The organism is Patescibacteria group bacterium (genome assembly GCA_041675205.1).
Classification (GTDB): domain Bacteria; phylum Patescibacteriota; class Patescibacteriia; order GWA2-46-9; family GWA2-46-9; genus JBAYUF01.
On record JBAYUF010000001.1, the window covers coordinates 26107 to 50901 of the forward strand.

At 49.5% G+C, this 24795-nt stretch carries 15 protein-coding genes; 11 read left to right on the forward strand and 4 right to left on the reverse strand.

The window, feature by feature from the left end; genetic code table 11:
- Positions 1–100: 100 nt before the first annotated feature.
- From WC052_00170 to tig, 3 genes are all read right to left on the reverse strand, one after another.
- Entirely contained in the window at positions 101–2047 is a 1947-nt protein-coding gene (locus tag WC052_00170; GenBank protein ID MFA7286074.1) for a SpoIID/LytB domain-containing protein, read from the reverse strand.
- A gap of 154 nt (positions 2048–2201) precedes the next feature.
- A complete protein-coding gene (locus tag WC052_00175; protein ID MFA7286075.1) occupies positions 2202–3059 on the reverse strand; it encodes a deoxyribonuclease IV in 858 nt (285 codons plus the stop codon).
- A gap of 5 nt (positions 3060–3064) precedes the next feature.
- Positions 3065–4363, reverse strand: a complete 1299-nt coding sequence (tig, locus tag WC052_00180; protein ID MFA7286076.1) for a trigger factor — start codon at positions 4361–4363, stop codon at positions 3065–3067.
- 230 nt (positions 4364–4593) lie between these two features.
- On the opposite strand from tig, the gene WC052_00185 reads away from it, so the two are divergent.
- Entirely contained in the window at positions 4594–5310 is a 717-nt protein-coding gene (locus WC052_00185) for a YebC/PmpR family DNA-binding transcriptional regulator (GenBank protein ID MFA7286077.1), read from the forward strand.
- Positions 5285–5788, forward strand: coding sequence for a crossover junction endodeoxyribonuclease RuvC (gene ruvC / locus WC052_00190; protein ID MFA7286078.1), 504 nt, complete (start codon positions 5285–5287; stop codon positions 5786–5788). Before WC052_00185 ends, ruvC begins: the two co-directional genes overlap by 26 nt.
- 12 nt (positions 5789–5800) lie before the next feature.
- Here the strand turns inward: ruvC and WC052_00195 are convergent, their stop codons facing one another.
- A complete protein-coding gene (locus WC052_00195; GenBank protein ID MFA7286079.1) occupies positions 5801–7096 on the reverse strand; it encodes a peptidoglycan DD-metalloendopeptidase family protein in 1296 nt (431 codons plus the stop codon).
- An 85-nt stretch (positions 7097–7181) separates the two neighbouring features.
- Between WC052_00195 and WC052_00200 the strand changes: the two genes are divergently transcribed.
- From WC052_00200 to WC052_00240, 9 genes are all read left to right on the forward strand, one after another.
- Complete coding sequence (locus tag WC052_00200) at positions 7182–8129, forward strand: DNA recombination protein RmuC (protein ID MFA7286080.1); 948 nt, start codon at positions 7182–7184, stop codon at positions 8127–8129.
- Between the two features lie 2 nt (positions 8130–8131).
- Positions 8132–9049 carry a hypothetical protein gene (locus tag WC052_00205; protein ID MFA7286081.1) on the forward strand — a complete coding sequence of 306 codons (918 nt, stop codon included), beginning with the start codon at positions 8132–8134 and terminating at the stop codon, positions 9047–9049.
- Positions 9050–9054: 5 nt separating this feature from the next.
- A complete protein-coding gene (locus WC052_00210; protein ID MFA7286082.1) occupies positions 9055–10398 on the forward strand; it encodes an O-antigen ligase family protein in 1344 nt (447 codons plus the stop codon).
- Between the two features lie 104 nt (positions 10399–10502).
- A complete protein-coding gene (gene groES, locus WC052_00215) occupies positions 10503–10796 on the forward strand; it encodes a co-chaperone GroES (GenBank protein MFA7286083.1) in 294 nt (97 codons plus the stop codon).
- Between the two features lie 21 nt (positions 10797–10817).
- Positions 10818–12455 (forward strand): chaperonin GroEL, encoded by a 1638-nt coding sequence (gene groL / locus WC052_00220; GenBank protein MFA7286084.1) that lies wholly within the window; start codon positions 10818–10820, stop codon positions 12453–12455.
- A gap of 77 nt (positions 12456–12532) precedes the next feature.
- Positions 12533–12964 carry a hypothetical protein gene (locus tag WC052_00225; GenBank protein MFA7286085.1) on the forward strand — a complete coding sequence of 144 codons (432 nt, stop codon included), beginning with the start codon at positions 12533–12535 and terminating at the stop codon, positions 12962–12964.
- Between the two features lie 15 nt (positions 12965–12979).
- Entirely contained in the window at positions 12980–13336 is a 357-nt protein-coding gene (locus WC052_00230; GenBank protein MFA7286086.1) for a DUF4870 domain-containing protein, read from the forward strand.
- A gap of 155 nt (positions 13337–13491) precedes the next feature.
- On the forward strand, positions 13492–18987 hold the full coding sequence (locus WC052_00235) for a hypothetical protein (GenBank protein MFA7286087.1): 5496 nt from the start codon (positions 13492–13494) through the stop codon (positions 18985–18987).
- Positions 18988–19126: 139 nt separating this feature from the next.
- A complete protein-coding gene (locus WC052_00240; protein MFA7286088.1) occupies positions 19127–24754 on the forward strand; it encodes a hypothetical protein in 5628 nt (1875 codons plus the stop codon).
- Positions 24755–24795: the final 41 nt, after the last annotated feature.

Consider the following 24795-nt stretch of genomic DNA (forward strand, 5'->3'; position numbering starts at 1 on the left):
CGTAGGTTTACGCCTTACGCAGTACGCTATACGGGGATAGAGGCTCGATAACACTATGGGGCTGTACGGGAAGTCCCAGTCGTGCGTACTGCGTACGTCTTTATTTATACCACTGCGCCACTTCAGTATTCACGTAGAAAAATTTTAGGATGTCGATATATTTCCAGCCTTCTTTTGCCATATCATTTGCGGCAAGTTGTGAGAGGCCGACCGCATGGCCGAACTTTTGACGGTTTGCATCCCATGGCACTGCTTTCCGGGTGAGCCACGGTTTCGCACTTCCACCCCAAACATCTTCCCATGATTTAGTCATGCCACTGGTACTGGCTGAGTATGGTGTAACGACGACGTTGTTTTGGTAGGTGACAACCTGGCCACGAGTAGCGGCGACTGCTTCTGCAACTTTTGGTATACGTTTTTCCGATTCGTATCCTCGGTAGTACTGATCACCAACAGACGCAACGACATCGAAGTAACGGGAACGATGTTTCGTGCCAGTGTCGTGGTGGTAGAGTGCGTAGCTTCTCGCTGCTACAATGAGCGCCTTTTGATACTCGGGTTGGGATGCATTTGAACTTTCGGCGAGACCCTTAAGGTAATCTTCCATGGGTAGTTCATTGATAATCCAGACCTTCTCATCCTTCTCAGACCAACGAATTTCAATGACGCCACGGTAGGAATTATCATTCCAGCCAGCATTGTAAGCAACAGGATTTTTAAATGTAGGTAGCGTTATGATAGCTGCGGTATCGGCACCACGGATACGAAGTGGTAATGGTGAACGCACCACTGGACCTAGCCCAATGGCCACGTACGTGCGGTCCGCTGGGCTGTAAGAGAAGTAGGTTGGTATTCCGGCCGTGAATCTGCCATAGCTGGTACCACCATTGTCTTCGACGATGTAATCAACATTCGCCGTGACACCAAGTTGTCCGTCAAGTTTTTCGATACCAACACGCATAGTTGCCTCCTCGTGTTTCGGCTGACAAAATCCTGGTCCAACCCCTGGGTCTTGCACTTCATCAGCAGCAATGCAAACAATACTTGCTGCGGAGTTCGTAGGAGTTGTTGCTGGTAGTGCGGTTGGTGCTGGGCTAGCGACACCGACAGGAATACGGAAACGCCCACCATCCAGTAGTGTGGTTCCGTTCATGGCAAGGTAGAACTCTGGTTGGTACTGCCCACCTGTTTGTGGGGCCGTGATTCGAAAGGTAATGAAACTAATTTCACCAACGTTTACAAGGCTGGTTGCTTGCGTGCCGACAATGGTGTCACTTAACCATGATGGCGCACGAAATGTCGTCCCGCTAGTTGAAGCCGGGTCGAACATGAGCTGAACAAGACTGGGTGCAGTATTTCTCCAACTTCTCTCGCCGGTATTTTTAAAACCGATAGTGAAGTCACTACTTTCCCCGGCCGCAAGCGTTAGTGATTGTGCGGATCGAATGAGGACGGTCGCTTTTAGTGAAGCGCTTCTTTGAGCTGTGGTGTTCGTGTTCGCCGCGCTCGTTATCGGAAGTATGGCTGGTGCGGGGGTGGGAGTGGTGGTTGAAACTTTCGTTTTGCCCGGAATAAATTTTTCTCCGGTAACGGTCGTAGAAATACTAAATTCGGTACCAGGAATCTTTTCTGCACCCGTGAATACCGCAAAGTACATAGTAAATTTTGCCGCTCGCAGTGGTGCTTCGAGTGGTAAGTTGAAAAAACCAATTTCACCCGGGGCAACTGTACCAGGGGTTAGCGCCGTAACCGTGAGGCGGTCGAGCCATTTATCGCTCGTGAACCAGTGCTCGTACTTAATAGTCTCAGTTGTTTTGATTGTGACGTTACTTTTTCCAGTGCTGTACCAGACAGATTTTCCCGCATTTTTAAAACCAATTCGATACGTCAGCGGCTCACCTTGTTTCAATGTCGTTGGTACTGCTGACACTAAGGTACGCTCACCTGCGTATTGTATCGTTGGAGCAGCAGTGGCGATATTTGCGTACGAAAATACACCTGGTGACAGTAGCAAGAGAACCAACAAACGTATTACTATTTTTTTCATAGAGTTCACAAAAACTAACTGAGACGAGTGAGAGATGAAGACGCCCCGTTCGTGCTAGTGCGTGAACAGGGCCTGAGAGCGAAAAATGAAATGTGGAATTGAACAATCTACGTTTCTTTACTTGTCTCAGTATAGCATAAAAAATGCGCTTCGTCTATGCCGAATCACGCATTTTTTTTAAGAGTTTGAGTTCGCGAATAACTTCTGTTCCCTTTTCATCTCTCGGCGTTTCAAGAACACCAGGAATGGTGCGAAGACTCGGAGTTTTTAGTAATGCCGCAAAGGCAAGGCGGCCAAGTTTCCCTTGGCCAATATTTTCGTGTCGATCGACGTGCGAAGCAAAATCTGTTTTAGAGTCGTTGAGGTGTAAAAGTTTAATACGCCCCTTACCAATGGTTGCCGCACACAGTCGCAAGGTTTTAGTAATACCGGCAGTGGTGCGTACATCGTATCCTGAAGCAAAGGCGTGTTGCGTGTCCAGGCATACGCCAAGTCGGAGTGTTGGATGTGCCGCTTCAACAGCATGGATAATATCTCTTAGCTCCTCGAAGGTGTCGCCAATAGTTGCACCAGAGCCGGCGGAAAGCTCGAGGAGTAGCTGAGCCGTACCCGTATAACCAGTCAGTAATTTTTTTATACCAGCGATAGTCATTGCTACACCAGCAGCTTCGCCAACCGCTTTCGCTGAACCAAGATGCGTTACAACACCCACGCACCCAAGCAAGCTGGCGCGCTCTAATTCTTCACGAATAATTGCTGACGAACCATTCGCAATGCGCGGTAGGGGTGAAGCGAAGTTGATGAAGTAAGGGCTGTGAATGTAGGCGGCACGAATGTTGTTTTCCTTCATTGCCTTCCGAAAGCTCGCAGCTAGTTCTGTTGTAATTTTTGGTGCTGGGCCACCTTGCGGCGGGCGAGAAAAAATTTGCATTACTTCGCACCCCCAAGCGGCCGCTCGAGCAGGCGCAAGCCCGACATTGCCAGCCGCGGAAACGTGCGCGCCCAGGTACATACGTATTATGTTTTTCCGCTGGCCAGTATCGACAGAAAGCTCATTACTTTGCGGGTGAGAATGAGGTGCTTCAAGTGGCTATCGTATTCAGGATTTTGAACCTCTTCTCGTAGGTGTGCTTCATCCTCATTTTTATAGTGCTCAAGAATAGTATTTCGCTCAGCCGAGATTTCTTCCTCACTGACGGTAATGTGTTCAGTGTCAGCAACAGCTCGGACAATTAAAGCGGCTTTGACTCGTATCTCCGCTTCGGGTAGCCACGTTTTTTTGAGCGCCTCAACGTTTGTGTTCAGGTGTTCTAGATAATTTGACCACTCAATACCCTGGGAAGCGGCGCGTTCTTTGGCACGAAATAATATTTTTTGTAATTCTGCTTCAACGAGCACATCCGGAATATCACCAAAAGTTGTTTTTGTACTAATCGCTTCGATTATCGCTCGTTCTCGTCGGGTTGTTTCTTCGGTAGTTTTCATTTCACCAAGATTCATTCGCAGTTGGTCACGTAATGCGGCAATGGTTCCGAAATTGCCCAAAGATTTTACGAAAGCGTCATCAATTGGTGCTTTGACCCGTTCAATGACGGTCGTTATGGCGACGTCATAAGTGACGATTTGGCCAGCGAGGTTTTTATCAAAGTGGTCTTTTGGGAAAGGGAGTGAAAATGCTTTCTTTTCAGTTGCCTTGAGACCAACCAGCTCTTGGGTAAAGCCATCAATGAGGTACGGTTTGCCTAATTCAACACGGTGATCCTTAGCGCTGCCACCCTCAAGTGGAACGCCATCTTTGGAAATAGTTAACGAGACGGTAACGATGTCGCCATCCTTCGCCGCTCGGTCGACGATTTTTTCTGTGGCGCGCATTTCTCGCAGATCTTCAATGACTTTGTCTACTTCTTCATCAGTCACCGACGCATCCGTTTCGGGCACCCGAACAGCGTGGTAGTCGCCAAGCGTCACTGGCGGGAGAACAGCAACCGTCGCTGAGAAAATAATTGGCTGTCCTGGTATAAGCTTCGTTACCTGTATGTCAGGTTCGCCAATCGTTTGTAGATGTTCTGCGGCGACAATAGCCGCATACGAAATGGGTACTGCAAAACGAACTGCTCGCTCCAAGAGTGCCATTTCACCGTACGCATGGCGAACTTGTTCCACTGATGCCTTACCAGGTCGGAAGCCGGCTAGAGGACGACTTTGCTGCAGCTCTCTGGCAGCGCGTTCGAAGTGTGATGGTAATTCGTCAACGGGAATGAGAATGTCGAGCGTCAGTAGGCCCTTTGTTAATTGTTGTGAGTTTAGTGTTGCCATAATGAGTTGGTACTGTATAGAAAATTTATGTATTCCGCAACACTCCTTAATTTTTGCAATGCTCCATTTTTTACTGTGTGGTATACTCGCAAATATAAATAAGTGCTACGTATATGCCGATTGTTATTGTTCCGAGCGCACCCGTTATTCTTTGTTTTCTTCTCTCGCTGGGGTCGGTTTGGCTGACCACGTTTCTTTACGCATTCTCATTCGCTTTTGTGTAGGTCAGTATGTCCGGTCATTCGAAATGGGCGACAACCAGGCGTCAAAAAGCGGTGGTGGATGCGAAGCGAGGCATACAATTTACAAAATTATCACACGCCATCACTGTTGCTGCTAAGGAAGGCGGTGGTGATTTAGCTGCGAATACTCGATTACGCTTGGCAGTTGAAACTGCCCGTGCGTCGAGTATGCCAAAAGATAATATTGAACGTGCCATTCATCGCGGCACCGGTGCACTCGCCGGCATGCATGTCGAATCGATTACCTATGAAGGTTTTGGACCAGGTAGCACGGCACTGTTTATTGAAGCGTTAACCGACAACAGAAATAGAACAGTTGCTGAAGTAAAAAATATTTTTTCAAAGCACTCAAGTACCCTAGGTAACCCCGGCAGCACGGCCTGGATGTTTTCGCGTTATGGCATGGTTACGTTGTCGCGACCCGAAGCCCTTATTGATGAGCTGGCCTTAATCGACCTTGGGGCGGACGACCTCATGCTAGAAGACGAGGCAATTCTATTACTAACAACAGTCGAAGGTTTGGTGGCGCTTGCTGACCGAGCACGCTTAGCAGGATGGACCGTTACTGAGGCAACGTTGACCTACCTGCCAAAGATACCAACTGAGTTCCCAACCGGTAAAACAGGAGAGCAGTTACTTTCATTACTCACCACCCTGGACGAGCATGACGATATTGTAAATGTCTACTGTGTCGCAACAGCGTAACAACACAATTCTTGGCATAGACCCTGGCTATGGACGTTTGGGGTACGCCGTTATTGCAGGGACAAGTAGTGCGCCCAGTTGTCAGATCTTTGGCTGTCTTGAAACCGACATGCACAGTAGTGTGCCCGAACGGTTACTTATGATTCAACAGCATTGTTTACACTTAATTAATCAGTATCAGCCGCGGGTACTTGCGATAGAAACATTAACCGCCAGAAAGAATGTGTCGACAGTTATCAATGTGGCAGCAGCTCGTGGCGTCGTTTTAGCAACGGCCGCTGCCGCCTCGCTGCTCGTTGTAGAGGTTACTCCAAATCAGGTAAAACAGGCGCTGACCGGTAATGGTGCTGCCAACAAATCACAAGTTCAGCGTATGGTGCAACGCATTCTAAAATTGCAACTGCCAATTACCTCAGATGATGCTGCTGACGCTCTCGCCGTTGCCTTAGCGGTGCAACCGCAGCTTCGTCGGTTGTAGGTAACGAACGCACTAGCGAGTATACCCAAGAGGGTTCACTCGTTTACCTCGAGAAATTACTTCAAAGTGTAGGTGCGGGCCAGTAGAACGACCGGTTGAGCCCATGAGTGCAATAGTTTGCCCACGATCAACACGTTCGCCGGCTTTCACGAGATTCTTCGTGGCGTGTCCGTAGCGCGTAACGAGTCCGTTGTCGTGACGAATGAGCACCATGTTCCCGTACGCTCCTGCCCAACGTGATTCAATGACAACGCCACTTTCTGCTGCATAAATAGGAACGCCGAGCTTCCCCTTAATATCGACGCCGGTATGACGGTAACCGAAGTATTGGTTGATGTGATGGTCGACAGTTGGCCAGAGGAGGTCAGCACCGTCGTCACTCGGCGCACGAGCGGGAACAGTGCCGGACGTTGTTGCTCGTGTTGTTGGTCGACGTACCACAACGGCTGCGGGTGGTGTGCCCCCGGGAATAATGAGTTGGTCACCCGGGCGCACGGTACTGGTGCTGGTAATGTTATTGAAAGAAAGTACCGCCTGTTCAGTTACGCTGTATTTTTTAGCAATGCCCGCCACCGTCTCTCCTTTTAGAACGGTGTGTGAAAGACCATCGACGGGTAGAATTGTAATTGTTTGGCCGGGTCGAATGAGAGAACGAGCGGTTAGAGAGTTTGTGTAGAGTAGGGTGGTTAATTTTAATCTAAATTTCGCGGCAATGCCTGCCAGCGTATCGCCATCAGCGACGGTGTACTTTTCTATGTGCGTACGGGTGGCAACGCTTTCTTCGGTGCCAACGATATATGGTTGAAAGATGGCTTCGCCAGTTGGGCTAGTGAATGTTCGGGCTGATGTTTCGTTTGTGTCGTCGCCGTCTGTTTCTAGTTCTGCAAGTAAGCTTTCTGGCAGCGCAGGGATACTGTTTAATTCTTCACCACTATCTGTTCCCACAATGTCGAGTATAATCCGTCCTTCACCATACTCAGCGGCGTTAGCAGAAGAGAAACGAAGATTACTATTTACTGCAGTAACGGCAATGAGCAGCAGTAAAGCATGGAGTAGGTAGCGGTGTGAAAATGGACGAAGCCAGCGCGAAGGGGCTGTGAGTAATACTCGTTCAACACCACGTCGTAAGCGACGATACCAACCATAGATTGGGGTGACGACGGTTAGGAAGCTCAAAAGGAGGCCTTCGGCAATCCTGGAAAAAGCGGGTAAGAGGAAAAAACTACTACTGCGACGACGAAAATAAACAAGGCTCTTGGTGGCCAAGAGCAGAAATCGCACGCCGAACGCTTTAAAGTTGCGGCTCATACTATTTCTGCAGTTTACATTGGCGAGAATTGAGGGTCAATGAAAACTGTTCGGTCCTATACGCTGATGCTACACTGTCCTGACTATGGACCCACGCCTCGCACTCCTAATCATTGTCGTCGTTCTCGCCATCATCGGGCTCCTGCTTGATCGTCGATTACGTTCGCTTGTGCAAACACAGAACAACGTCGCTGACCCAGCTATGATGCTGTTAAATCAAAATGTGCAAGGCATGCAGATGCGTATCGATGAATCGACTCGGGCGCTCAATACCCGGCTGGACCGTGCGGCCGAGGTTATTTCGGGTGTTGGCCAGGAGCTCGGTCATGTTAAAGAGATTGGTCGTTCAATGAAGGATCTGCAAGATTTTTTGCGATCACCGAAGTTACGCGGCAATATTGGCGAGCAGGTTATGAACGACCTGCTGGTACAATATTTTCCTAATGCTCATTTTGCGTTGCAGCATACGTTTCAAACAGGAGATCGGGTCGATGCTATTTTGAAGACAGCCAATGGACTCATCCCGCTTGATTCAAAGTTTCCTCTAGAAAATTTTCAACGCATGCAACGAGCGCAGGAAGAAGTAGCGGCGGCAACATTTCGACGTGAATTTAGAAAAGATACAAAAAAACACATTTCAGACATCAGCCGTAAATATATTCTACCGGCCGAAGGGACGACCGACTTTGCCATTATGTACGTTCCTTCCGAAGCTATTTACTATGAAATTATTCGAGACGACGAAGAGCTAAATGCGTTTGCTAATGAGAAACGAGTTTTTCTCGTTTCACCAAATAGCTTTTACTATTTTTTGAAAGTTATTTTGATTGGCTTAGAAGGAAAACGAGTGGAAGAGAACGCAAAACGTATTTTGGAAACAATGCGAGCGATTCAGCAGGATGCCGTTCGATTCGGGAGCGAGCTTCGAGTGCTCTCAACGCACGTGACGAACGCGAAGGCGACCATTGATCGAGCAAATATCGAGTACGGTAAATTGGCCGGTCGCATTGATGATGTTCGCCTGCTCAAGTAACTATGATTGGCGAAACCAAGATAGCTCGTGCCGCCGTGCAGACGGTATCGTACTTACATCTATTCCACTATGCGCCAACCAGTACTGAAGTGTGGCAATTATTGTGGCGAACGCCGGCTGAACTTTCTGAGGTAGAGGCCGAACTATATGATCCAGCCACGGATCGTTTTTCTGTTGCGGGGGCTTTCGTGTCGCTCGTGGGTAATGAGTCTTTGCCTGCGATACGTTTGGCGCGCTACAGAATAGCAGAACTGAAGTTGGAACGCGCCCGACGGGCCGCTCGTTGGATTGGATTCCTCCCATGGGTCGAAGGAATTGCCGCTTGTAATTCCTTGGGGTATCAAAACACAAAGAAAGAAAGTGATATTGATTTCTTTATCGTTGTTAAACCAGACGCATTGTGGTTGACGAGGTTCATTGTGGTCGGTATTGCAAAACTCATGGGGGTTCGTCCGACGGCGACACATGCGGCCGATACGCTCTGCTTTAGTTTTTGGACAACAACACGGCAATTAAATTTGTCGAAACTGGCGCTACCGAGTGAGGACCCATACCTAACGTTTTGGGTTGCTCAGATAACCCCACTGTTCGGCCGAGGCGATATTTGGTCTCGATTTTGGCTGGCGAATAATTGGGTAAAAGAATTGTTGCCGAACGCAAGTGGTTATACGACATTGCCGCATGCTCTTTATAGGGCTGCTGGCGTTACGCGGCCCGTGAGTCGTTTGGTGCAGTGGCTAAACGAAAAAGTAGGTGTGTGGCAACGACATCACCTTCCCGAGTCGATACGAACAGCGGTACCAGATGATTCGCATGGTGTTGTTATTGAGGATAATATACTTAAGTTCCATACACATGATCGCCGTGCGCAGTATCGAGATGAATGGCATAGTGAGCGGCAGGCGCTCGGTGTTGACTAGATTTTATGAAACTAAAAATGCAACAACTTGTCGCCGTCCTTACCGTACTGTTACTTCCTTGGCAGACAGTATGGCTGCTGTCGCCTGTCGTTTTTGGTGTCGGTTCGTCATTCATGACGCTCAGCATTTATCTGGTCGATGTACTTCTCTTTGTGTGTTGCCTACTGCTGCTTCGTCGAACTACTTTTTCGTTTGCTAGACCAGCGCAGGAACGTTGGTTATTCGGTATCGCCTTCATCGCTCTTTTTATCGGAACTTTCCTTTCACCCGTCCCTATACTTGCCGTGCAAAAATTTGTATCTTTTTTTCTTGTCGGATTCTTCACATGGTTTGCCATTCGAATTTTGCCTAGAAATCTTATATTCGTCACGGTCAGTGTCGCTGGCGTCGTCGCTGCGGTTCTCGGCATTGGCCAATTTTTACTCCAGACAATTCCGGGCAGTAGTATTCTCGGCATCGCATCGCAGTCGGCGTCGATTCTTGGTACGGCAGTTGTTGAAACAGTGCAAGAAAGGTTTTTGCGAGCGTATGGTCCATTTCCTCACCCGAATATTCTTGGGGGGTACCTAGCCCTAACGCTCGTGTTTACAGTCGCATACTACTTTCAGTTGTATGAAAAATTTCAACCGTGGTGGAATACCATTGGTCAAACGGTATCGAAAAAAAAACTTTGGCATCAGCCGATAGTTCGACAAACTGCACTTGCAGCCGCGTTTAGCTTGGCGACGTTTGTGCTCCTTATCACCGGTTTACTTGTGTCGTTTTCTCGCTCGGCAATGCTCGGCGCGGTAGTGGGTGTTGGATCGTTTCTTAATAAAAAAATTCATCAGAACCCAATTCGTGGTGGCGTATTAAGCGGAAAGCTTTTTCTTATCGCCTGCCTCACTATTACGGTTTGGGTACTGAGCGTGCCAGGACTTTTCCAGGGTCGGTTAACGGCGAGTGGTCGACTGGAAGCGTATTCCGTTGCTAGCCGTTTAACGCAATATAAAGAAGCGAACACTTTATTTATGAGCAATGCATTGTTTGGCGTTGGCGTTGGCAACTACGTTCCGGCACTCATGCAAACGTTTCCAGGTCGCGCGGTCTACGATTATGAACCAGTTCATAATGTCCTCGTACTTGCTGTTGTAGAAGTTGGAGCAATTGGTAGTCTGGCTGTTTTGCTACTCCTTTATCGTAAACGAGAAATGCTGCGGCAATTGCTCCTAACACCAACTGGTGCTGGGGTGATGTATACCTTGCTTCCGCTTATGTTGCTCGACCATTATATATGGTCGCTCCATGCCGGTATTGTGCTCTTAGTTTTGGTCGGTCTGGGTCTTAGTAGTAAGGAAACGGTATCTTGACACGTTAGCACTCGCTTTTGTAGAGTGCTATCACGGTCGACGACACCACATACCTGTGGTGTTTTCCGACAGCCGTAACTATCGTTATTAATACATCATTCATTATGAAGCTAAAACCATTAGCTGATCACGTAATAGTGAAACCAGCGAAGGAGGAAGAAGTAACCAAGTCGGGTATTGTTTTGCCAGATACCGCAAAAAGCGAAAAGCCAGAACAAGGTGAGGTGCTGGCGGTTGGTCCAGGGAAGCTTTTAGAAAACGGTACTCGTGCACCGATGACTGTCAACGTTGGCGACAAAATTGTTTTTAAGAAATACAGCCCCGACGAAGTAAAGATTGATGGTGAAGAGTATTTGGTGGTCAGTGAGTCAGACATCATCGCCGTGGTAGCCGCGTAACATAACTCAATTCATTAAATTATGGCAAAAATAATAGAATTTAGAGAGGATGCTCGCGCGGGGTTGAAGCGCGGAATCGACAAAGTCGCGAACGCCGTAAAGGTAACACTCGGTCCATCTGGTCGACACGTGGTACTCGATAAGGGGTTTGGTTCACCAACCATAACGAATGACGGCGTTACTATCGCCAAAGATATTGAACTGGAAGACAAGATTGAGAATGTTGGTGCGGCACTTGTTCAAGAAGTTGCCAGTAAGACAAATGACGTCGCTGGTGACGGGACGACAACCGCCACCGTACTCATTCAAGCGCTGGTTGGCGAGGGCTTTAAGCAAGTTGCCGCTGGCGGCAATCCAGTTACCCTGCAGCGGGAGATTCATGAACGAGTTCGTGAGGTCATAGCAGAACTGAAAGCCATGTCGAAGCCCGTCACAACTGACGAAGAAATTGCCCAGGTGGCGACGATTTCCGCTGGTGACACCGAGGTTGGTTCACTGATTGCCAAGGTAATGAAGGAAGTTGGTAAGGATGGCGTCATTACTGTTGAAGAGTCACAGACCATGGGGTTGGATCACGAAGTCGTAAAGGGTATGCGATTCGATCGTGGGTATGTATCAGCGTATATGGTGACCAACGCCGACCGGATGGAGGCTGAATATCATGACCCGTACATTCTCATTACCGATCGTAAGATTTCAGCGCTCAGTGAAATTCTTCCACTCCTCGAGAAGTTGGCCGCAACTGGTAAAAAAGAACTCGTTATTATTGCTGAAGATGTGGATGGTGAAGCGCTTGCCACGCTTGTCGTGAACAAGATCCGAGGCACCTTTAATACCCTCGCCATTAAGGCGCCGGGTTATGGCGATCGTCGAAAAGAAATGTTGGAAGACATGGCGGTGCTTACTGGTGGGCGAGTCATCTCAGAAGACATTGGTTTGAAACTAGAAAACGCTACAGTCGAAGATCTTGGGCAAGCGCGTCGGGTTGTCTCTCGGAAAGAAGAAACCGATCTCGTCGAAGGTCGTGGCGACGAGCAAGCTATTAAAGACCGCATCGCAAGAATCCGAAAGGAACTAGAGAACACAGACAATGAGTTTGATCGGGAGAAGTTGCAAGAACGATTAGCCAAGTTGGCTGGTGGCGTCGGGGTCATTAAAGTTGGCGCTGCGACTGAGACAGAAATGAAAGATCGAAAGTTTAAGATTGAAGACGCATTGAATGCTACGAAAGCAGCGGTAGAGGAAGGCATTGTCCCTGGTGGTGGGGTGGCGTTGGCGCAGACATCAAACGAGTTCAAGAATCTTAAAGAAGGTAATGAGAAGCGCCCAGTGTCCATCATCGATAAAGCGCTCCTTGAGCCAATCAAACAGATTGCTGCGAACGCCGGTCGCGACGGCTCGATTGTGCTTTACAACGTTATCGAAGCGCACAAGAAGCATGGGGCGACGTATGGGTATAATCCAATGACCGATGGGTACGTCGATCTCATGAAAAAAGGCATCATTGATCCTTTGAAAGTTACTCGTACCGCTCTCGAAAACGCTGCTTCGATTGCCGCCACCTTGTTGACGACTGAGGCGGTTATCACGGACAAGCCAGAGAAAGGTGAGAAACCGAGTCCGGCTGGTATTCCTGGCGGGGACATGGGCATGTACTAACGCGCACCGTTTTGTGCCAAAAAATCCTCCGCCCACACGGAGGATTTTTTGTTTATGTGTCGTGCTATACTTTTTCTATGCGTTTTGTACCAAGGGTCCCAAAGATAATCATTCAAGATCTGGGAAGGTCGCGCATCGCGCCTGTGGTTATTTTGATAGTAGTGCTCTGTGCTGCTGAGTATGGCTTTCGGTATTACTTTTCAGTGCCGGCGATTATTGGCTACCTGACGTACTGGCTTGGCTTAAGTTTCTTTTTTTACGTTGTTACGAAAAATCTTGTCGTCAGAGAGCACGATGATATGCTGCTCTTCGTTACCATAGGAATGACAGGTGCGGTGACGGGTCTTTTTTTGGCACTTTGGAAAGTGTATTTGTATCAAGAACTTTGGACAGCGTTTAATTTGATCGCTGAACCTGTTCGTACTGGCCTCTATGGGTTTATGATTGCCTGGCTTTTCGTGCGAGCGCAATCAAACGTTCGGCAAGCAACATTTTCATCCCCGAATTAATAGCATAATGCTTCTATGACCAGTAAGACGTCCAAGCGTGAACAACGCGAAAAAATAACCGACGTAGCCCCAGCCCAGGCAGACAGAGTGTTGGCTGTCTTGTCGTACCTCTGGATTTTCTTTGTCGTTCCTTTGGTGTTGCGTCCGGAAAGTGCCTTTATACAGTTTCATGCTAAGCAAGGAATTGTTGTTGCGCTTGCCTGGTTCATGCTTTGGGTAATCGGTATTGTGCCACTCCTTGGTTGGCTACTATTCCCCGTTGGGAGTCTTCTTCTTTTGGCTGTTAACGTGCTTGCCATTGTAAAAGCATGGCAAGGCGAGATGTGGAGAATTCCTTATTTGCATCAATACGTTGCTAGACTTGGTTTATAAAAATTTTAACTTCAGATTTTGTCGTTTTTGTGTTATAAAATAGGTAGTAAATTTTAATTCGTCGTGGTTACGGCGTACGTACTGCAAGCATAGAAAACGTGCATTTTTTTCTGATAAGAAAGCAAGCTGGTATAAGGAGAAGGATTTCGTCCTTTGTGATTGTTGTTGCGCTTGTGGTAACTGGTTTTACGCCAGGGAACATTCTTGCGGCAACAGGGGTACCGAACATTATTAATCATCAAGGGAGGTTACTTGACGCAAGTAGCAACCTCATTGGCGGCTCGGGGACAAATTATTGTTTCCGCTTCTCTTTATATTCAGATACAACGGTTGGTGCGCCTGATACAAAATTGTGGCCATCCGGCACCCCCTCGACCATGACGGTTGAAGTAAAGAATGGCATTTTCAACGTTGGTATTGGCGACACGGCAGCCGGCGGCGACACGTTAGATTTTGATTTTCAGACAACAGACACAAGCTACTTGAACGTTGAGGTTGCGCCACAAGTTTCAAGTTCTTGTGTCGGTGTTAGTTTTGAAACGCTTAGCCCTCGGCAACGGGTGGTTGCTTCAGGCTACGCCATCAACGCAGAAACTGTTGGTGGTTTTACTCCCGCGCAGTCCGCCACAGGCAGTCAAATTCCTGTGCTCACCTCCGGCAATCTATTTCTTGGTGGCACAAACCCGCAATTAAATGTTACTGGTGCGAACACGCTCACGTTGCAAGGTGGTGCCGGGACTGGTGCCATTCAATTTTTTTCTTCCTCAAACGCCATCACGTCGGCTGGTGCGCTAACTATTGCGGGGGTCTTTGATACCGCGAGTACTCTGCAAGCCGGTTCCAGTAACGTAACACTTACCCTCGCAACCGGTTTTATCGATGCCGACGCATTAACACTGTTCGCCGGTGCAGATGGAGCAAGCGCAACAACGTCTACTGGTTCAGGCCTCGAAGCGGCTGCTGATGGGCTTAGCTTATTGCAAGGGTGTAGTGATTCTGAGGTATTGAAATGGAATGAGACGACCGATGTCTGGGCGTGTGCGGTTGACGCTACTGGCGGTTCAGCGTCACTCCAAGGAGCGTACGATGGCGGTGCCGCCATTACCTCTTCAAACGCTCGTGACCTGGCCTTTACTCTGGCCAACACAGCAACTGATTCTAATTTTGCAATTTCTATTGCCGCCGATTCAACCTCAACCGTATCAATTAGCCGTGCCGATGGTGGCGCCACAAGCCCCGCCCAGCTTTTCTTACTTGATAATCTTGACACCGATACCGCGCAACCCATTGCTCTTAAAATTCAGTCCTTGGCTGGAACTATCACTACTGCCCTCGATGTATCTGACGCCGAGATTGGTACTGCTCTGGCAATTGGGTCAAATAGTATCACGACGAGTAGCGGCACTATTGCAGCAACCGAACTTGATCGTCTAACAGGCAAAGACGCACCACTCGTTGACACCAATGATGCAGTTGCCACCGCCATCACTGGCACAGGCACCATCACTTCCGGCATCTGGAACGCCGGGGCGGTGACATCTTCGGGCGCCATTCAGGGCACCACGCTGACCGCCACTGCTGCTGGTGGCGTTATTCTGCAGAACGCAGAAACCATTACGAACGCCATTGATGGCCTCATCACCTTCACTCGTACAGACGCCAACGCCGACACCATCAGCATTTCCCCAGCAACCGGTGGCGCCGCGACGTTTGCCGGTATCTTCACCTCTGCCGACCTCACTGCTGACCGAACATGGACTCTGCCAAACGTTTCTGGCACGGTCATCACCACTGGCGACACCGGCTCAGTGACGAGCGCCATGATTCTAGACGGCACCGTAGCAAACGGTGATCTCGCCGCTGGTACGTTCACCAACATCACTGGCACGGGCGCCTTAGATGCTGGTTCCATCACTGCTAACTTTGGTGCCATTAACGTTGGTGCCGACAGCATCACCGGCGGCGCTATGCAAGGAACATTCCTCACCGCCACAACCGCTGCTTTCGGCCTCGTCATTGGCACTGGAGTGAACGCCACCACGCTTTCCTCCACCGCTAGCGCCGCCCGTGCCATCTCTTTCCCGGATGTGGCCGGCACACTCATTAGTACTGGTGACACCGGCACCGTCACGAGCACTATGATTCTGGATGGCACCGTGGCGAACGGCGACTTAGCCGGCTCCATTGCCGCTTCTAAACTTGTGGGTTCCGATATCGCCGCCGTTGGCACCATCACCTCCGGCATCTGGAACGCCGGGGCAGTGACATCTTCGGGTAACATTGATGCCACCGGCACACTGCAAGCTGGGTCATCGAACATTACTATCACCGTTGCGGCTGGGTATCTTGATGGTGATGCTCTGCAACTTACCAATGCTGGTGCCGGTGCCACCTCCTCTAATTCAGGACTTGAAGTTATTTCTGATAAGATCGGGCTCCTCCAAGGTTGTTCTGACGGAGAGATATTAAAATGGACAGAAGGCACGGGGGTCTGGGCGTGCGCAGTGGATGGTGGTGGAGCTGCTGGAGATAGCGTTTCAATTAATGGTTCGGCAACGACCGACAGTAATTTTATTGATGTGGTTGCTTCAGCGACTGCCGCGGCTATCAATTGGAGTTTGAATACAGTACCAGCTCCAGACGAAATTTCTTTAGCGATTGGTGCTGCTTCCGGTACTGACGCTGGTATAGTAACCGCCAACGCTCAAACACTTGGTGGAACAAAAACATTTGCTAATGGCCTCACCATCACTGCCGGCCAAACATTCACCATGAACAGTGATGCATTCACCGACCTCACTGGCACAAATCTTGAAGTTGCGTCAAACGCGCTTCGTGTCATTGCTAATCCTACGTTTTCAACCTCAGTTACAACTCCTCTACTGCAGTCGGCCGATAATGGTTCGACATTAACACTTAACATGCCGGTAAGCGGGGCTGATGCTGGTGCACACACACTTGCTCTTCAAGTTGATGGGAACACCGCTATCTCGGTAGCGGCGACGGGGGACGGCGCCGGTGCAGTTGGTGCTCGAACGATTCAAGTTGGTGTTTCGTCTGCTGCGGACACCATTACCATTGGCGACGCCAATGCAGACGTTTCACTAACTGATGCCAACTGGTCGGTCAGCGCCGCTGGTGCCGCCAGTTTTACTTCGGCCCTCGTGAACGGCACGCTCACGCTGCAAAATAGTGAAACACTTTCTACCGGTACTGACGCCACATTCCTCTTTGGTCGAAATGATACCGGCACCGTAACCATAACTGCAGCTGACGACGACAGCACGGCTGCGCTCACCATTCTCTCTGGCGGCGCTGCCGCACTTGGACTCGACACTGGCGGCGCTGCTGCGGTGAATATTGGTAACACGAACGCTACATCAGTATCGCTCTGCAACAGTGCTGCTTGCGACACAATTGAAATTGGCACCAACACCGACGCCGATACCATTACCATTGGTGAGGCTAATGACAACGTTGCTATAACTGATGCCCAGTGGAGCATCAACGGGAGTGGCGCCGCGAGTCTCGTTACTGTAGTTGGCTCGACCTCAGTTAGCTCTCCAATTTTCACGTCAACCGGCTCCATCGCGATTAAGCCTGGCGCAAATGCCGTAACGGCAATCCAAATTCAGCAGACGGATGGTACGAATATTTTGAACGTTGACACCACCAATAAACGTATTGGCATCGGTAATGCGGCCCCTGATTCCGTGCTCCACATTACTGGCTCAACGGCCGGCAATGGTGCCACAGCCATAGCGGGCATGAAGTCATCGCTCACCATTAACCCTTCGGGTGGCGGTTATCAATTTGGTAATCGTATGGAAGTGTCGGTGGCGAACACCTCGACCGCCACAACTGCTGATGGTCAATTTATTCGTATGACCGACAATACGGGCCTCGCCAATACGGTTCGTGCCCTTGAAGTTCAAGCTGATGGCGGCACCAACACGACGGGCGTAAACACTGGTGTCATTGCCTTTGGAAAAACGTTTGGTATTCAGGGCGTTACCTACGGTTCAGCCGCCGGTGTTTCGGTGCCGGCCGGCGTGTATGCGGAAACCGCCGGGACGGCGAATGGAAATGCGCTCAGAGCCTATAGCGCCACCATTACTTCTGCCGATCTTGTTAGTTTTTATACCCAAAGCAGCGTGTTAACCGGCAATGGTTTAACCATGGACTTAGGGAATGTTGGAACTGGCTCAGGTAGCTTTTCCGGTAATTTTGTCAGCTTAAAAAATGCGAGTGTTAGTAAATTTACCGTTGATGACGACGGCAGCACTTTTGTTAGCTTGACCGGTACGGCTACCACGAATGGGCTTTGTCACACCTCTGCTGGTGACGCGACAAATGACGAAATCGTTGATTGCTCAGGCGCCCCTTCAGACTTAGCCGAAAATTTTGGTACCACTGACCCAACGATTACCGCCGGAGATGTCGTTGTCGTAACTGGTACGGCAACTGTCGCAACGGTTGACGGTCTGTTTACCACAAAGGCATGGGTGGAGAAGTCGACCGCTGCGTATGCCCGTTCGGTCATCGGCGTCATCTCGACACAACCAAACCAACTGTATGCAGACAATGTATTTTCGGAAGCAGAAAATCCACGCCCGGTAACCTTGGCTGGTCGAGTGCCAGTTAAGGTGAGCACACAAAATGGGGCAATCCAAACTGGCGATCTCCTGACGTCTTCATCGATTCCCGGTGTGGCCATGAAAGCCACGCAACCGGGCATGGTGCTTGGGCAAGCGTTGTCAGGGTTTGACGGTAGCGACATCGGAACAGTCATTACTTTTATTGCTCCGTTCTATTTTGACCCCACAACGGTTGTTGATCCGGATGGTAATGTGACCGTGCAGCGCGGTGCAGCAACGACAACGTTGTTGGTTGATGCAGTGACAACCGCTTCCATTATTAATCAACAAGGAAGCGGGGACTTGCTGCAGTTGCAGACTGACGGGGTAAATCGCTTACTCGTACAAAATGATGGCGCGTTTTCGTTAAATGTTCTGACGACCGATATGACCCTTCCGGTCTTTAGTGTTCAGAATGCCGACACAACGTTACTGACATTGAACGCCCAAGGGGATCTGGCACTCCGCGGCGTACTCGTTATCGAGAACGATAGTTTCGCTGGCAGCATTGACACCGATGCCACTGGCGAAGCTCGCATTGATTTTGAATACTCGCTTGGTACTGGTAAGCCAGTGGTGCAATTAACCGCCGAGGGCGAAATGCCAGTTCACGCGCAGGTGCTTCGTTTACTGCAAGATGAACAGGAAAATTATACAGGGTTCGTACTACGCACTACGTCGCTTGACGGGGCATTAGTAAGCGGCGCCACGGTGCACTATTTGGTTATTGCTAAACCGGCTGACTATGCGCCCGTGGGCATAAATGAGAGTACGTCGATTGTTGTCTATGATGCGCCAGCGACTAGTCAAGAAATTACCAACGTCCCGCCAGTAGAAGAAAGTGTAGTGGTGGAGAATGAAGAGGCGGTTACCGATGTTGAATCGGTCGAATCAGTAGAGGGTACGGATACTGTTACTCCCGAGAGTGTAGCGACAGTCGAACCAGAAGTTCCGAGTGCAGAAATTGTGGCACCAGCAGATGAACCAGTTGTCGAAATAGTTCCCGAAAGTTGAGTTTCGCCAGAGCGTATACTAGTTGCGTTAGAAAGACGGCAGCCAGCCGTCTTTTTTGCTATTGAAAAAAGTTGAGAAACGTGTTACAATGTATGCAGAAAATCAAAAAAATAAAGAAAAAATCAATATTATTACTTTTATGATACAACGTTTTCTTGGCGGTCACCTTTTTCATACAGCAGAGGAGTTGGCGGTAGGCCGAAAAGTTTCGGCTAGAAATTTTGAAAATTCAGTAACGGCTAAATCTTACTTAGCTCGTTCGTTTTTTGTCGTTGGGTTACTTGTGGGTCTGGGTTTTATTTTTGCCGCGCCGACGCCAACCTATGCCGCAGCAAAAACATGGGATGGTGGCGGTGGTTGTGGCTCCGGCACGAACAGGTACGCATCCTGCGCAGGCAACTGGAATAGCAACACACTCCCAGTAGACGGGGATTCAATTAATTTTACCGATACAAATGGGTCGCAAGAATTCTTATGGGACAATAATACATACGGGACCCTGCCAACAACGGTTGCCTCCTTTACTACCAACTACTATGGCTCAACAAACACCCTAACATTTCAGAAGTCATTAACAGTTACCGATGAATATCACGCCACGTCTAGTGCAGATAATGTAACGATTAATAGCGGGGTTACGCTAACGGCCGGTTATTTTTTTATAACAGATGCAACGGTTACAAATAATGGAACGATTAAATTTACTTGTACCTACGGCACCACCTGTGGCGGGACTAGCCATGACGCTGCATTTTATGGTTCTGGCGCACTTGCCTCATCAGCTTCAACTTCAATTGCTGAATATGCAGGTACAAATCAACCCGTATATAACGCCAATTATTACCATCTAAAAATATCTGGAACAGCCGTTAACTACGGTTTTCAAATTGCAAGTAATGGTCAAATATCAGGGAGCGGGACACTAACAGCTGGTACGGGGACAACCACGTTTAGTGGTAGCGGTACCATCAATCTTCCTAACGCTGGATTTACAACGTTGTGGGTAGGTACCAGCGGTACGTTAACAGTTAATCAGAATATTTCAGTGTCAACTAGCATTGGTGCGGGTCCGTTTACTAGTGGGAATACAATCACCTACGGGGGTACTCCGACCCTCACTATGACCGGCGGTACAATTGCCGCAGCTTCTGTGGCAACCATGAATCTTTATAATGTAACCATCGCTGGTGCCGGAGTGACCAGCACAGGGACCCCTAACATTGCAAACGCGTTTGTAGTTAATTCTGGAGCGACCTTTAGTGGTTCTATGGCGAAGACCGGTGGTTCAATAACGAACAATGCTGCGACATCGAGCGCCCTAACGATTACGACCCTAGCGCTTACTTCAGGCACGATAACCACTGGTTCCAATTTTGATTTGTCGACGAGTATTTCTGGGGCGGGGAATTTCACTGCCTCGGCAGGTACCATTACCATGACCATGACAAGTGGCACGGCGATAGCAGCGGGTGCCGGCACACTGACATTCAATAGCGTTGCTATTGCTTCTGGCGCCACCGTTGCAACAGGTCGTAATTTTAGTGTGGCCGGTAACTGGACGAATAGCGGCGGAACATTTACGCCAAGCACGTATACCGTTACGTTGAGTGGGGCGGGCGGTTCTACCCAAGTCATCGCAGGTAATACAACCTTTTATAACCTTACGGCGACAGCTGCTGCGGCTCGCACCATTCGATTTACCGCTGGCACTACCACTACAGTAACTGGCACGTGGACTGTCACTGGTTCAGCTTCTCAGTTAATAACTTTACAGTCTTCAACGACGAGTGCTTGGACTATTAACCCCACTGCGGCAAGCGTAAGTTACGCAAGCATTTCTTATTCGACCAATACCGGCGTGGCATTTTGCGCTACCTATTCTACCGACGGCGGCAATAACACAAGCTGGTCAATTGGAAGTGCCGCCAGTTGCGGCGCAACGATATCTGGTACGGTGTATTCGACCGAAGGTGGAGCAGGCATCACCGGCACACCAACGGTGCGTATTAAAGTAAATGGTGCTGGCACGTATAGCACAACGGCTAGTAGTGGCGTATTTAGCGTTTCTTCTGTCGTTGTAAATTCAGGCGATGTAATCACTGTCTATTTGGACACTAACGGTGGTAGCTCAGCAGCCCTCGTTACGGTTTCTGATGGTAGTAATACGTCGAGCCTCTCCCTCTATCAAAATCAGTTGGTCGTTCGTTATGAAACTGGTTCATCCATAACGAATACGAATCTTGGGCAATACGACAAGGATAACGATTCAGACATTCATTTTACTTCCAATGCCGGTGTACTGACCGTTGATAGCGATTACGAGTTGCATATTTGGACGGGTAAGACATTTGCACCAGGTGGCACCGTCACGGCTAATGGCGATGTGCACATTATGGGTACCTATACCGCACCAGCGACTACGACCGTGGCTGGCAGCTTCACTAACGCTGGTACTTTTACTCCCGGCACGGGAACACTGACCTTGTCTGGTACGAGTAAACAAATTACTGGTACCCCAACCAGTGAATCGTTCTATGACCTAACCATTTCAGGCACTGTAGCAAGTACTCGTAGTTTCACTGTTTCGCACACCATGACCGTAAACGGCACCTTTACACCAGGAGCAAGCGACGTTGTTACCTTAACGGGGGCAACGCTCACGGGGTCGGGGACAGTTAAAGTTACAAGAACGACAACTATCCCAGCATTCGTTAATCAATATGCCTACACCACCCCAGCGCCAACCTTAACAAATTTGACGGTTGACTACAGTGGTACTAGTCAAATAGTAACGAACCTAACGTATTCGAACCTCATCGTTTCCGGAACTATTACAACAGGAACGCAAACAGCAACAGTGAGTGGACTCTTTACTGTTTCGGGTACGTTTACTCCATCAGCCGGAACGATAACGTTAAGTGGGACAAGCGGCACTGTTTTAACCGTCAGTGGTACACATGCACCAACCGGCACGGCTACGACCGTCTACAGTGGCGCCAATGCTGGCGGCAATACAAACGTTGCAGCGGCTACCTACAACAACCTTCAGGTGACCGGCGCTGACACCTACGACCTCGCTGGGGACACAACTGTTTCGGGTGTCCTTACTATCGGCGGCTCAGCTACGCTCGACGGAAAGACTCGTACCATCACCCTCTCCGGCACTTCTGGTACACCCTTCGTCAAAACTGGTACCTTCACTCCTTCAACCTCAACCGTTGTCTACAGTGGTGCCAATGCTAGCAGTAACACCAACGTTGCAGCGGCCACGTACAACAACCTCCAGGTTACTGGTAGCGACACCTACGACGTAGCAGGAGACACAACTGTTTCGGGGGTCCTTACTATTGGCGCAAACGCCACCCTAGACGCCCAAACATACACAGTAACGCTATCTGGTTCTGGTACACCACTTGTAAAGACAGGTACATTTACCGCTTCAACCTCAACCGTAACGTATAGCGGTAGTTCACCTACCATTGCAGCGACTACGTATAACGTCTTGAATCTGTCTGGCTCTGGCACAGCAGTATTGCCGAGCGGTACCCTGGCAGTACTAGACTTAAATGTAACTACTGGAACAGTTTCTGCCGCGAGCAATAACCCAACCATTAACGTCAGTGGAAACATTGCATTGTCGAGTGGTGTTACCTATACAAAAGGTTCTGGTACTACGACGTTTTCTGGTGCCTCGAAGACAATTACTGACAGTACGGCTAGCGCACAGGATTTGGGTGTAGTTTCAATTTCTGGGACCTATGCTCTCTCGTCGAATGCTAAAATGACCAGCGTAGCCGGAGCCGGAGCATTAACAACGAATGCCAATACCCTAACGTTGACCGGTTCTGGTACCGTTTTGTCTGTTACGACATTTACCGCTTCGACTGGTTCTACGGTTACCTATACCAGCGGAAGCGGTGCTTCTGTTGGTGCAAGGACCTACTACAATCTGACCATCAATGGTACGGGTACGTTCGCTGCGGCGGGTGCTATCATTGTGAATAACGATCTGACGGTGACCAGTGGAACCTTGGCCATGGATACGAGTAACCTACAAGTTGGTTTATCGAGTATCTCAAGTTCTGGTAGCGTTAAGGTTGCGGCAAGTCAATCGCTCACTCAATCAGCCAGTGGGACCACAACAATTCTTAGTTCGTCAGCCGGAGCAAATTGTATTGGCTCCAATGGCTCCAATTGCAGTGGGACGGCAGGAACAATTACTCTTGGTGGCTTGTCGATTGGGGATGGAGTGTCAGGCAACTTCACAACAACTCTTGCCGGAGATGTCACTATTGCTGGTGTCCTCACTATTGCTAGTACAAACACGCTCGACGGTTCGACTCGCACCATAACCCTCTCTGACACCTCTGGTACACCGTTCGTGAAAACCGGTACCTTCACCCCTTCAACCTCAACCGTTGTCTACAGTGGTGCCAATGCTGGCGGCAATACAAACGTTGCAGCGGCCACGTACAACAACGTCCAGGTTACTGGTAGCGACACCTACGACGTAGCAGGAGACACAACTGTTTCGGGTGTCCTTACTATCGGCGCCTCGGCCACGCTCGACGGTTCGACTCGCACTATCACTCTCTCCGGCACCTCCGGTACACCTCTTGTCAAAACCGGTACCTTCACCCCTTCAACTTCGACCGTTGTCTATAGTGGTGCCAATGCTAGCGGTAACACCAACGTTGCAGCGGCTACGTATAATAACCTCCAGGTTACTGGCAGCGACACTTACGACGTAGCAGGGGACACAACTGTTTCAGGGGTCCTTACCATTGGCGCCTCAGCCACGCTCGACGGTTCGACTCGCACTATCACTCTCTCCGGCACTTCTGGTACACCGCTTGTCAAAACCGGAACCTTCACTCCTTCAACTTCGACCGTTGTATTTACTGGTGACAATGGTGGTGGAACAACAACCATTCCAACAGCAACCTACTACAATCTTACAGTGAACAATGCGAGCGAAACGTATGCGCTTGGTTCGGGGAGTCCAGTGGTGAACAATGATTTAACTATTACTGCCGGTACCCTTGACCTCGACGCAAGTGACCCGTCGCTCTCAGTAAAGGGAGACGTGGTAATTGCCGGTACGCTCCTTGGTTCGGCTAGTAGCCCCCTCAATGTTGATGGTGACTGGACCAACAATGGTACATTCACTCATTCAAACGGTACCGTTGCATTTACGAACAGTGCGGGGTTACTGGAAACGTCAAATATTGGTGGCTCAAACGGTACGAACTTCTACTCACTCAGCGTCACTGCGAATGGAAAGTATCTTCGATTTGCGGCCGCCAAAACGTTTGGGGTTGCTGGTGTGCTGACGATTACGGGTGGTCAAGCTATTCCCGACAACATTCGTATTTTCTCAAGTACTGTCGGGGCTGGTTCAAGTAGTGATCAGTGGCTGCTTAATCTCACTGGTTCCTCGAATGTTCTCTTCGCGATTGTTCAGAACGCTGGCTGTGCGCCAGGGTCAAGTTCTGTGGCCTCGCACTCAACGAATACAAACGCCGGGAATAACAGTGCGTGTTGGCCCTTTGGTGTTCCTGGAGCGCCTGATGTGACTGGTGGTCGTTTTGATCAACCCGGCGGGGGTACGGCTACAACCGGCGGTACAAGCCTTAGTGGAGGTATTAGTGGTGGCGGAGGCGGTGGCGGAGCACCAAGTCCTGACCGACTTGATGAACCGGGTGGTGGCGCACCGACAACGGGTGGAACTGATCAAGGAAGTGGTGGTGGAGCACCTGCTCCGTAGAAGGTATAAAGAGTAGACGAAGAAGTTGGGTGCCAGTGGCA